The 12,103-nt window shown below is 42.3% G+C and carries 10 protein-coding genes; 7 read left to right on the top strand and 3 right to left on the bottom strand.

Annotation, left to right across the window (positions count from 1 at the left end; translation table 11 throughout):
* Positions 1–304: 304 nt before the first annotated feature.
* From J2Z37_RS21640 to brnQ, 6 genes are all read left to right on the top strand, one after another.
* Positions 305–787 (top strand): DUF2975 domain-containing protein, encoded by a 483-nt coding sequence (locus J2Z37_RS21640; RefSeq protein WP_209812407.1) that lies wholly within the window; start codon positions 305–307, stop codon positions 785–787.
* Positions 788–797: 10 nt separating this feature from the next.
* Positions 798–1,025, top strand: a complete 228-nt coding sequence (locus J2Z37_RS21645; RefSeq protein ID WP_209812408.1) for a helix-turn-helix domain-containing protein — start codon at positions 798–800, stop codon at positions 1,023–1,025.
* A complete protein-coding gene (locus tag J2Z37_RS21650) occupies positions 1,000–2,229 on the top strand; it encodes a DUF4153 domain-containing protein (RefSeq protein ID WP_209812462.1) in 1,230 nt (409 codons plus the stop codon). The genes J2Z37_RS21645 and J2Z37_RS21650 overlap by 26 nt, the downstream gene beginning before the upstream one ends.
* 814 nt (positions 2,230–3,043) lie before the next feature.
* Positions 3,044–4,312 (top strand): sensor histidine kinase, encoded by a 1,269-nt coding sequence (locus J2Z37_RS21655; RefSeq protein WP_209812409.1) that lies wholly within the window; start codon positions 3,044–3,046, stop codon positions 4,310–4,312.
* 190 nt (positions 4,313–4,502) lie between these two features.
* Positions 4,503–4,979 (top strand): cysteine dioxygenase, encoded by a 477-nt coding sequence (locus tag J2Z37_RS21660; RefSeq protein WP_209812410.1) that lies wholly within the window; start codon positions 4,503–4,505, stop codon positions 4,977–4,979.
* A gap of 198 nt (positions 4,980–5,177) precedes the next feature.
* Complete coding sequence (gene brnQ / locus J2Z37_RS21665; protein WP_209812411.1) at positions 5,178–6,482, top strand: branched-chain amino acid transport system II carrier protein; 1,305 nt, start codon at positions 5,178–5,180, stop codon at positions 6,480–6,482.
* A 722-nt stretch (positions 6,483–7,204) separates the two neighbouring features.
* Here brnQ and J2Z37_RS21670 read toward each other — a convergent pair.
* The 3 genes from J2Z37_RS21670 to J2Z37_RS21680 are packed head-to-tail and all read right to left on the bottom strand — an operon-like array spanning position 7,205 to position 11,299.
* Positions 7,205–8,344, bottom strand: coding sequence for a PrpF domain-containing protein (locus J2Z37_RS21670; RefSeq protein WP_209812412.1), 1,140 nt, complete (start codon positions 8,342–8,344; stop codon positions 7,205–7,207).
* A 20-nt stretch (positions 8,345–8,364) separates the two neighbouring features.
* Entirely contained in the window at positions 8,365–9,252 is an 888-nt protein-coding gene (locus tag J2Z37_RS21675; protein WP_209812413.1) for a GGDEF domain-containing protein, read from the bottom strand.
* A complete protein-coding gene (locus J2Z37_RS21680; RefSeq protein ID WP_209812414.1) occupies positions 9,239–11,299 on the bottom strand; it encodes a putative bifunctional diguanylate cyclase/phosphodiesterase in 2,061 nt (686 codons plus the stop codon). The genes J2Z37_RS21675 and J2Z37_RS21680 overlap by 14 nt, the downstream gene beginning before the upstream one ends.
* A 479-nt stretch (positions 11,300–11,778) precedes the next feature.
* Between J2Z37_RS21680 and J2Z37_RS25905 the strand changes: the two genes are divergently transcribed.
* Positions 11,779–11,913, top strand: coding sequence for a hypothetical protein (locus J2Z37_RS25905; protein ID WP_280922252.1), 135 nt, complete (start codon positions 11,779–11,781; stop codon positions 11,911–11,913).
* Positions 11,914–12,103 lie beyond the last annotated feature (190 nt).

Raw genomic sequence — 12,103 nt, forward strand, 5'->3', positions numbered from 1 at the left:
ACCCTGTAAAGAAATGCACTTGACAGGATTAGTTTAGTGCGCAAAAAAACAAAAAGGGTGCTTAGGGGTTGACAGGTTTCGTTCATATCAGGGGGGAGAAATTCCCCCTACTCCAAACTGTAAACGATTTCAAACGAGTTTTTGAGCAAATAGTGTATTTATCCCCTTATATTTCTCGCCCTCTCGGACTTCCTTCAATCCAAAAAGAACAACAACACTTTAATTAAAAACAATACATTTTTATTGCAAAACAATAAACACCATGGTAAAGTCAAATCAATAATTCATAAGCGAGGTGCTTTTCATGAAACGAGGAACCACCCTCTTTTTAAAAATGGCGGTTATTCTCATGGGAATCCCGGTTCTGGCTTTGTGCATCTTTTTGGTGCCTGAGCTTGGAAATGTAGCAGCCAAATTGTTGCCTGCATTTACTCCGACCAAATTTCTCGTTTTCATCGTTTTTGATGGAGCGGCGATCCCCTTTTACTTTGCACTGTATCAGGCATTTAAACTTCTAACCTACATTGATCAAAACAAGGCTTTCTCGGAGTTATCTGTCATAGCTTTGAGGAAAATCAAATACTGTGCGATCACGATCAGTGGTTTGCATTTGCTCGCCTTGCCGCTCTTCTATCTTTTTGCAGAGATGGACGATGCGCCAGGGGTGATCTTCCTAGGATTAGTTGTTCCTTTTGCTTCGCTGGTGATTGCTGTTTTTGCTGCGGTTCTCCAACGACTTTTACAAGAAGCGATCCATATCAAATCTGAAAATGATTTAACGGTCTGAGGTGACTAACATGGCAATTATCATTAATGTTGATGTGATGCTGGCGAAACGTAAAATGAGCGTAACGGAACTTTCGGAGAGGGTGGGGATCACGATGGCGAATCTTTCAATTTTGAAAAATGGAAAGGCAAAAGCGATTCGATTAACCACTTTGGACGCGATTTGTAAGGCTTTGGATTGTCAGCCTGGAGATATTTTAGAATACAGGAGCGATATCGATGAACAATCTGATCACTGAAAATATCTCTAACCCCCATGAACTGGAGAGAATGTATAGAAAAGAACCCGAGGCTTTTAAAAAGTCATTCACCTCCGCCTGGGAACAAAACCCCGATTCACAGGTTCTTGCGGTTTGGTTTGAAAGATTGCATTTCAAGGAGATCGAAAAACCTTCCTTGCTGCGGAAAGATTTCTTGTTCATGGGTATTTTAGCCATCCTGGCGGGGATTACATCGAGGATCATCTTTCAATTTGTCGAGCAGCAAGTGATAGCACCTATTAACCTAGCTTTTGGCATTCTTCCTTTTATGGCCGCCTATTTTGTATACCAAAATCCCCCCAAAAGAGGTGTCCTTTACACCCTTATTGCGCTATTCGTCGTCTCTGGGTTTTACCTGAATATGCTGCCACTTGTGCAGAAAGACAGTGTGATCCTGGTTTACCTACACCTCCCCATTTTCTTATGGGTGTTAGTGGGGCTAGCCTTTACGGGAAATGATTATGGTGCCGGAAGCATGAGATTGGCCTACCTTAAGTTTAATGGGGAATTTTGCATCCTCTATGCCAGCATGGCCATCAGCGGAATGCTGCTAACCGCCTTAACTATGCAATTATTCCGATTTGTGGGCATGGATATCGCTGAATTCTATTTTAAAAATGTCGTGTTATTCGGGGCTGTCGCTCTCGCTATTGTGGCTGTATACCTGGTATCAAGGAACCTTTCGAAAAATATTGCACCCTATCTATCGAAAATTTTTAGTCCCCTTGTTTTGGCTACATTGTTGGTTTATCTGATCACGGTGATTTGGGTTGGCAAAAATCCATTTTTAGACCGCGATTTCCTGCTATCGTTCAACGGAATACTTCTTAGTGTGTTGGCGGTTACCATCTTTTCCATCACCGAAAGCGGGAAAGACGAGAAAAAGACCATTACCGATTATATTAACTTTGCCCTCATTGTCCTTGCTCTGCTCATTGACAGTGTCGCTTTATCAGCCATCGCGTTCAGACTTTCATCTTACGGGATTACCCCTAACAGACTTGCGGTTTTGGTCGTGAACATCCTGATCTGGGCGAATCTTATTTGGATTATGCTATCCTACTTGCATTTTCTGCAAAACAAAACCGGACCGGGGGCCATCCGGGATGCCGTGACAAAGTATTTGCCCGTCTACGGGCTTTGGGCAGCTTTCGTTACATTTGTTTTCCCACTTATTTTTTAGGGATTTGGTGGGCGATGACCGGGGTTGGCTAGCAGGATGGCTCCGGTTGTCGTGATTCTAGCTTGATTGGGACTGAGTCGGGGGGGCTCCAGGCTGCTCTGTCTTCATAGCCCCGATGAACATCAATCTCCCGTGTTCAAAGAGGCAGTTTGATCTTCATAGCCTCGATGAACATCATTCGCATCAAATTCAAGGGTCTCATTGATCTTCATAAGCCCGATGAAGTTCATTCTCTCCAATTCCAAGGGTCTCATTGATCTTCATAAGCCCGATGAAGTTCATTCTCGTCAATTTCAAGGGTCTCATTGATCTTCATAAACTCGATGAAGTTCATTCTCGTCAATTTCAAGGGGCTCATTGATCTTCATCACCCCGATGAAGTTCATTCTCTCCAATTCCAAGCAGCGCTTTGATCTTCATCACCCCGATGAAGTTCATTCTCTCCAATTCCAAGCAGCGCTTTGATCTTCATCACCCCGACGAAATTCATTCTCTCCAATTTCAAGGGGTCCCTACACTTCAGTTACACCACCACATCTTCTCTCCAGCTCTTCCCTCTTTCACTCCCCCCTCCCTCCCCAACCTAGTTAACATTAGGCACATGAAGAGAAAGAAGCCAACCGCGGCGACAAGGCCCACCCACACCCTGAGAGAACAGCCACCCCGTTTTGTTTAACATAGAGAAAAAACCTCCCTTAATCCTTTCCTCAAAAAAAAGTTTGCTTTAAAACCTTAAAATCCAAATAATTTTGTTGATTGTCAATTTTAAATATAGGAAAATGATCTTACTAACAGTGCAAGGGTGGTGGTATCGTTGGAAGACTTTATTAAGACTTTAATGACTAATTTCATGTTTATTTGTATACCACCTATTGTTTACTTTTTATACTGGACGAATATCGAAAAGAAAAATGACCGCTTTCCTTCTCTATTAATTTTTGTGGGACTCTCCATATCCATGATTTTGTGTATGTCTTTCCCAGTTCGCTATATGGAGCATTATACATTTGATTTCAGGCAGGTTCTTCTGGTTTTGGGGGTCTTTTATGGAGGGGCAAGGATTGGTGGGGCTCTTCTTATCATTTTGTTAACTTACCGCTACCTCATTGGCGGGGATGGTTTCTATATTGCATTATTCGTTTCCGGGACCCTTTATGTTTCCCTTTTATATATTAAATCCAAATTCGAACTGAATAGCCGGTACAAAATATTTTTAGCCCTAATGGTTTCCACGATCATTATTCCTCTCCTCTTAAAATTTGTGCTCTATTTAGGGAACTTTTACAGTTTAAAGGCATTATTCCTATTTAGCAGTTTTATCATCGTCCAAAGTATCGTTTTATGCTTACTCATTTATCTCATCGAATTTGTCATTGACCATTTCAAAATGGAAAAACAGCTGCAAGAAGCGGAAAAAATGAGGGTTGTGAGTGAGATCGCCGCGAGTGTATCCCATGAAGTCAGAAATCCGTTAACCACAGTCAAAGGGATGTTGCAATTATTAGGCGATGTCGATCTTTCCCAGGAGAAGAAACAGGAATTTGTTCGCTTAGCTCTAACTGAGTTAAATTCTGCGGTCAATATTATTTCTGATTATTTAACTTTCGCTAAACCCCAGCTTACGAATATAATGCACCTCAACTTAGCTCATGAATGCCGACATGTGGTGAATGTCCTAACTCCATACGCGAATTTTCATCAAGTGGATTTGATCTACAAATCGAATAACGATTGCATGATCATCGGCGACAGCCAAAAGCTTAGGCAAAGTCTCATCAATCTGATTAAAAACTGCATTGAAGCTTCCCACAAAGGAACAGTGGAAATCACCACGTCCGCGATCGGAGAAGTGGCAGTCATTAAGATTAGGGATACAGGAATCGGCATGTCCAAGGAGCAGATCAAAAGACTCGGAACCCCCTACTACTCAACAAAAGAAAAGGGAACTGGACTTGGAACCATGGTTTCGTTTAGCCTTATAAAAGCCATGAGTGGGGCGATTACGATTGAAAGTGAAATAGACAAAGGCAGCCTGTTCGTCATTTCCTTTCCTTCCCTTGATGACGCGGAAACACCTGGGTGACGTGGCCTTACTTTTCCATTCACCACGGGAGCCTAGATCGCATATTTTATTGCTAAAAGGCCCCCAAAATAGCAAGATCAACTCAATCAACCAACTCGCCCTACCGGGACAAACCAAAGGCCCTCAACTCTTGCATGATGCAATAAATGGGGGCCTTTAATCGTTTTCACTTACGGAGGGATCGTATCGTATGAACCTAATCCAGAGGCTGCACTCTTGCTTTGATGGAATCACAACGGCTACTTTAGAAGATCTTAGAAACTTATTGGAAAAGTTAAATCTTACGATGGATATCGTTCAGGACCATATTACAGAACCCCAGCATCTCCCTTATGGACGTCATGTGGTCTACTCAAATGAATATATAGAAGTGATCGTATTGAATATCCCTCCTGGCAGGCGAACAGCTTTGCATGATCACGGTGAATCCATCGGTTGTGCCTACGTCGTCGAAGGGGAACTGTTGAATAGAAACTATAAACTAGATGAAAAAGGGACTCCGGTAAAATCCAGTGAACAGCACCTGAAATCCGGTGATTATTATGTTGCTTTCAAAGGCCAACTTCACATCATGGAAAACAAGGGAAACGCAAGGTTTATAGGCCTCCATGCATACACACCCCCACTCACCAATATGAGCGTTTATGAGGATCCTGCATCTTGGTAAACCCCAGCACACTCGAGTAAGCGGACAGAGAATCACTTTTGTCCCACCCCCTCAATGACGGTCCATCCATCCCATCTGAAATTTGATCAATTCCTAAATCATTTGTATAATCATCCGTATGCTCAATCGTAATGGGACGCTTTTTACAAAAAGGTCCCTTACTTTGTGTATTGCCATTTTGAAGGGTTGAGATATTCGATGAAACATACATTATCTAACAAAGAAATTTTATTTATTGGTCTGATGATCTTTTCGCTATTTTTTGGAGCGGGGAATTTAATTTTTCCGCCCGAGTTGGGTCAAGATGCGGGGAGTCATATTGCCTTTGCCATGGGAGGGTTCCTTATTTCCGGCGTGGGTTTGCCTTTGCTCGGTATTCTTGCCATTGCTTACGCAAGTAATAAGGGTTCAACAGAAGATTTAAGCAAAAAAGTACACCCTGTCTTTGCCGTCGCTTTAACCAGTATCACCTATCTCACCGTTGGTCCTTTTTTCGCAGCACCTCGGACAGGCGTTGTTTCATACGAAATCGCGATTGTGCCTTTTTTAAAGGATGGGGGCAATTCGTTTACGCTCGCCATATTTACCTTAATCTATTTCTTGATCGTTTATGTACTAGCTTTGAATCCAAGTAAATTCGTGGATCGTTTTGGAAAAATGATCACACCCTTTCTACTCGCTGTTTTATTCACATTAATTGCAGCCGTGATCTTCAAACCATTTAACCCACTAGGGACGCCCACGGATAAATTTGCCAGTTTCCCCCTTTTCAAAGGGATCACAGAAGGGTATTTAACCATGGATACCATCGTTTCGATTGTGTTTGCGATGATTGTCATCAATTCGATCCGAGCAAAGGGGATCGATCAGAAAAGGGATATTCAGATCATTATCTGGAAAGCTGGTGTCATCGCTGTCGTTTGTTTGAGTGCTGTCTATGTCGGCTTGGGATATTTAGGTGCGGTGAGCTCATCCCTGCAATTTGCGTCAGGGGCTTCCATTTTATCTGGTGTCTCGCAGGCCTACTTCGGTGTGTACGGCAATGTCATTTTGGGTATGGCGATCTTATTAGCGTGCATTCCAACCGCTACCGGCCTTATGTCATCGTGTGCCCTTTATTTCAATAAACTATTTCCGGCCTTTTCCTATAGAGCACTCGTTACCGCTTTTGTATTATTCAGTGCAGTCATTGCAAATGTGGGATTAGCGCAATTAATTAACTTGTCCGTCCCCGTTTTACATTTTATTTATCCGATCATCATCGTGCTCATCCTTTTGACCTTTTTAGATAGGGTTTTCCGTGGTCATCGATTTGTTTATCGAGGCTCCGTGCTATTTACGATGGTTGTGAGCCTAAATGATGGTCTGATTGCGATCAATAAAAACTGGGATTTTATTTCTCCGATCCTCCACTTGCCATTTATTGAAGTGGGATTCGGCTGGATATTTCCTGCTTTATTAGGCGGGGTATGCGGATGGGTGTTGTCGTTGGGGAAAAAGTGAAGGCCGAGGAACCCGGTTCCTGACAGGCTGGACCCTCCTCACCCCTGTTCCTGTCAGAAAAGGCCCCGTTTCCTGACAGGCTATCACCCTTTTACCCCTGTCCCTGTCAGAATCCGACCCGTTTTCTGACAGGCAAGACCCTTTTCACCCTTGACCCTGTCAGAATCAGCCCCCTTTCCTGACAGGTTAACCCCTACTCACCCCCGACCCTGTCAGAAAAAGCACGCTTTCCTGACTGGCTAACTCCTGCTCACCTTGTTCCTGTCAGAAAAGGCCCGCTTTCCTGACTGGCTAGACCCTGCTTACCCCTGTTCCTGTCAGAAAAGGCCCGCTTTCCTGACAGGCCTGCCCTTCTTACCCTTGATCCTGTCAGAAAAAGCACGCTTTCCTGACTGGCCAGCCCTTCTTACCCTTGATCCTGTCAGAAAAAGCACGCTTTCCTGACTGGCTGACTCCTGCTCACCTTGTTCCTGTCATGAAAAGCACGCTTTCCTGACTGGCTGACTCCTGCTCACCTTGTTCCTGTCATGAAAAGCCCGCTTTCCTGACTGGCTAACACCTACTCACCCCCGACCCTGTCAGAAAAAGCCCGCTTTCCTGACTGGCTAACTCCTGCTCACCTTGTTCCTGTCAGAAAAGGCCCGCTTTCACATTGAATCCTGATACTTCCCACATAAAAACCCATCTTATACAGTGATAAGATGGGTCTTCTTTATTCAAACTCATCGCGGGATATATAGGTCGCCTTTCATGATCCTTCTCGCTGTTCTCTCTAATCCGACAAATGCCACATCGTGGCCATCGGTAGTTAACGATGCGCGGACTTCAGCAATTCCCTCAGGGTGCCCGATGCGAACCACTTGATTCTTTCGGTTGTCCATGTTTTGCGCTAACTGGTTCGGTAAGGTTCCTGGAAGTAACACCGCAGCCGCCAAATTGTAAAGACCGCTGCCTGCGAAAGTTCGGTGAAATCTCCCCATAGAGACCATCTTTGCGACAATATCGACCTCCTCTTTGGAAATCTTCTTTCCATCCGATGTCACATAATCTTGTGGCTCGGAAACGATGGCCAGCTTGGGAACAGCAGGAGCTAGCTTGGCCTCTACAACCGTCTTTTCCATCCCCGCCTCAACGGCACTATGGCTGCGGATTTCTTCCAATTCTTTTAATAGCTGTTGGTTCATAGAAAGCTCATGGTTAGGCTCAATCCCCTTGATCCCTAAGGAACGGCTTGATAAATAGACAAAGGGGTTTACAACATCCACAAAAGAAACATCCACTTTTTTATTTCCGATGAACAGAGACGAAGCTGCCCCAAGTGGAAGCGTCTTTCCTGTTTTCCCCCCGCCAGGCTCCAGGATATCGACTATAAACTTTGCCCCAGATGGGTAGACCCCAGGCATGAGATAATCCCCGCTCACTTTGGCCTTCCCATCAATAACAGGAACCTGCAGCTTGATCATTTTTCCAATATTGGTGTTAAAAACGGAAACCTCAACCATCTCTTGTTCATGATCCGCAAGATCCACAAGACCTTCATCGACAGCAAAGGCTCCGACGGCAGCCATTAGATTTCCACAAGTCCCTTTATCGTCTACAATCTCTTCACCAATCCCGATTTGATAAAAGGTATAATCGACATCCGCTCCCTCCACAGATGGAGGAGAAATCACAACCACCTTACTCGTATGCGAGGTACCACTTCCTAACCCGTTTACTTGCGATACATTGTACGCGTCAATCCCAGCGAGAAAAACTTTCCTTTGCAGATTCGGATCTTGTGGTAAATCCTTTTGGTGGAAAAATAACCCGCGACTGGTACCTCCACGATAGACAGAACATGGAACTGTGAATTGTGCCACGCAAATCGCCCCTTTACAGTTTATGGTTCCCCTCTACTAGCAGCTAGAGTAACCTCTCCCCTAAGTCTCCTTTCACATAAATCACCGTTCAATACGACAACCTTATTTCGACCACTGGCCTTCGCTTGATACAAAGCCTGATCTGCCCTTTCGATGAGCTGTTCTAACGTATCCACTTTAAATATGGTTATTCCAATACTGATTGTAAAAGAAATAGCAGCACCATGATGGTCTAACTTAACTTCTTGAACCTGATGCCTGATACGCTCAGCCATGCTGTCAGCTTGGTTTAAATCGGTATTCGGCAAGAAAAGAGCAAACTCTTCTCCGCCCATCCGCACAAAAACATCTCTTTTTCTTATTAACTCTTTGATTTCCGCTGCTAATCTCTGCAATACCAGATCGCCCGCATTATGCCCAAATTGATCGTTAATTTTTTTAAAATGGTCAATATCGAACAACATAATACTTAGCGTCTGCTTTTGTCTTGATGATTCCGTTAGAAACTTCTCATAGTACTGTTCTAAATACCTGCGGTTAAACGCTTGTGTAAGGTTATCTGTTAAGGAGTGATATTCAAGTTCCTCAACTAGTCGTTTATTTTTTATGATAAAAAAGGTCATGGTGAGGAGGATGAGCCATCCCACGATAGAGGTCGATACTAACCGGTAAAGGTAATCATTAGGGATGTTCCCGGAAAAAGCGGCATATTGCGTCAAATATCGAACGAACACTAAAATCACAATACAAAGGTTCCCTACTAGCCAGGTAGGAAAAAGAACAATAACCCCAAACAATGGCATTAAGAATAACATCCATAAACCCAGGAACGGAAAAAGATAATTTAATAGAATAGATAACGTCAAGGAAATAAGGGTGAAACCATAGATCAATCTACGATTCTTCATGATCTTTTTCTCCCAAGTTGAAGGCAGCAGAGCCTTTTTTTTCAATTTTACCACAACTTAATTGACTTTTAATTAACTCCTCCATTTCCTCTGCTGGGAGCGGTGGACTATAAAAATAGCCTTGTCCAAAATGGCAGCCGTTTTGGATTAAAAACTCAGCTTGCCTCTCGTTTTCAATCCCTTCTGCGATGAGGCCAAAATTCAAATTTTTCCCCATCTCAATCATCGTCTTCACGATGGAAGAGGTATTCGAGTTATTAAATATTTCACTCACAAATGATTTATCTATCTTCAAAAAGTCGATCGGTAATTTGTTTAGAACGCTCAAAGAAGAATAGCCTGTCCCAAAATCATCAATAGCGACTTGAACACCTATATGATTGAGCTTTTCGATAATAATCGCTGAGTGCTTTATATCTTGCATGACACTTTCGGTAATTTCTAAAATCAGATACTTAGGGGATAATTTATTGTTAGATAGCATTTCTTTTACAAAATCGATAAAAGAATGATTTTCAAACTGTAAAGCTGAAACGTTCACGGCCATTTTCATTTCAATGCCTGCCTTTTGCCACGCTTTAGTTTGTCTGAGCGCTTCTTTAAGCACCCAGTTTCCGAGTGGAACAATCATTCCTGTTTCTTCTGCAATGGGAATAAATTCGAGTGGAGGAACAGGACCTAACTCTGGATGATCCCAGCGAAGCAACGCTTCAACCCCTATGATGACTCCCGTTTTCAACTCTACTTTCGGTTGATAATTTAGTATAAACTCGCGCTTGTTTAGTGCTTTTTTGAATTCACGCTCTAAGGTATTACGCCGAACCAATCTATTTTCATTTTCATGTATAAAGAATTGAAAGTTGTTTTTCCCTCGTCTTTTCGCCATGTACATCGCAGTATCGGCATTTTTAATCAGCGTATTAGCATCCATCCCATCCTTTGGATACATGCTAATTCCGATGCTAGGGGTGATATAAATTTCTTCCCCAAATAAAATAAATGGCGCTGTGAAGCTATTTAAGATTTGTTCTGCAATCTCCTCCGCTCGTACAGAGTCAGTATCCCCTAGTAAAATAATGAATTCATCGCCACCTTGACGAGAAACGATATCATCTTCACGAATATGATTCAACAATCTTTCACTCACTTGTATTAATAGATGATCCCCTAATTGATGCCCCATGGTATCATTGATGAATTTAAATCGGTCCAGATCAATAAACAGGAGTGCTAAATACTGGTTGGATGTTTGACAGTCAGCTAATGCATATTCCAGATGCCTATTTAAAAAGAATCGGTTGGGCAGTCCTGTCAATGTGTCATGGAAAGCCATGAACTCAATTTTCTTCTGATATTCCTTATATACGGTTATATCTTTCCCAACAACCATGATGGCCGCTTGTCCTTTATAATTAATCTGTCTGCCTAACAATTCGAGATAAAGGGGTTTTCCTTCAGCATTTACGAGTGTATATTCTAAAAAATCATCGCCGCGCTCATTTTCTAGAATTTTTTGATTCCGAAGGATGGCCTTGTCTTTGTTCGTAGGATGGATAAAATCAAAGATGGATTTACCGATGACATCCACACCATCCTTCAAACCTGCCAGCTGTACGGCCGTTGGATTCGCATAAATAATTTTTTCATTCTGATGGATAATAATTAATTGAGGTGAATTTTCCACGACGTTTCGATATCGTACTTCACTTTCTTTCAATTCTTTGATTAGCTTTCCTAATAAGATGGCAAAAGCGAAAGAAACAATAGTTAAACCCAAATGATTATAGATATTCTGAAACGTGCTTCCGCCAATTACAATTTGGTAGTATACTCCCCATGCCAGATGAATGATACTGACTATAGATGTCCATAAAACAATTTTCCTTATATTAAAATAAAAAACAAAGATAACGATTGGGACAAAGAAAAGAAGAAATATCACCGCTGGAGTTTCTGATCGAAGAACATAATCTGTTGCAATTGGGACCACTATACTTAATATAATCACTCCCCACAAATGAAAAGGGATTTCTTTGTTATCCTCCATGTCTCACTTTCTCCTTTTTTACTTCGTGGTGATCCATTGCTCTCGCCTTAATCCATAGATTTATTGTGCATGATGAATCATAACTTGCATACTACTTTTTTTGATATTTTTAAAAAAGTTGACCAATATGAAATCTAGAAATGATTTCACCAAGTAAAGGTTAGCAGGACTTTTTTATCGTGAAAGGGAAAAACCAAAATCTATACTTCCTATTATGATGGCTACCCTATTCAATGGGGCGAAGAAAGAAAAGATCCCCCCATCACATCGGCTAATAAGGAATCCTTTGCCCTTTTCGTCAATGGAGAAGAAAAGAGGGGCCCAGGGTTTAACACCTTTTTAGAGCAAATCTTCTCGCGGGGTGAGGAAATTTATATCCCGATTGAATCCTTGTATGGTTTGGGTGTAACTGGAGACTTAAGTGATGATTATAACACCAGTATGGTGGATATGGAGAACGGTGTGTATTGGAGATTTCAATGGGATGGTGTTCCGAAAAAAATGGCTCCACTTATCCCGGGACGCAAATCTACTGCAACCAAAATGATATCCCGGAAGAATTTATTTTAAACGGCAGAAAAGTAAAGGTTGCCTGCCTATTATCCTACGGATAGCAGTTTACATTTCAATATTGGCTATAAGAAGAAATAAATTGTAAAAACCACTCTTTTTTATGGAGTGGTTTTTGCTGCATCTTGGGCCGGCACCCGATAAGGGGAGATTTTACACCTATTTTCTAGAAGGTAGCCGAATCAATCGAAATAAGGGCAGAAATTCCACCTAATAGATTTGAAAACGTCTTCA

This window comes from Ammoniphilus resinae (assembly GCF_017873965.1).
Lineage (GTDB): Bacteria > Bacillota > Bacilli > Aneurinibacillales > RAOX-1 > Ammoniphilus_A > Ammoniphilus_A resinae.

What these genes read in the sequence shown, in the direction of transcription:
- brnQ (WP_209812411.1), top strand. Translation starts at nt 5,178, where the DNA reads ATGAAACATACATTATCTAACAAAGAAATTTTATTTATTGGTCTGATG.
- J2Z37_RS21645 (WP_209812408.1), top strand. Translation starts at nt 798, where the DNA reads ATGGCAATTATCATTAATGTTGATGTGATGCTGGCGAAACGTAAAATG.
- J2Z37_RS25905 (WP_280922252.1), top strand. Translation starts at nt 11,779, where the DNA reads ATGGGATGGTGTTCCGAAAAAAATGGCTCCACTTATCCCGGGACGCAA.
- J2Z37_RS21680 (WP_209812414.1), bottom strand. Translation starts at nt 11,299, where the DNA reads ATGGAGGATAACAAAGAAATCCCTTTTCATTTGTGGGGAGTGATTATA.
- J2Z37_RS21640 (WP_209812407.1), top strand. Translation starts at nt 305, where the DNA reads ATGAAACGAGGAACCACCCTCTTTTTAAAAATGGCGGTTATTCTCATG.
- J2Z37_RS21675 (WP_209812413.1), bottom strand. Translation starts at nt 9,252, where the DNA reads ATGAAGAATCGTAGATTGATCTATGGTTTCACCCTTATTTCCTTGACG.
- J2Z37_RS21660 (WP_209812410.1), top strand. Translation starts at nt 4,503, where the DNA reads ATGAACCTAATCCAGAGGCTGCACTCTTGCTTTGATGGAATCACAACG.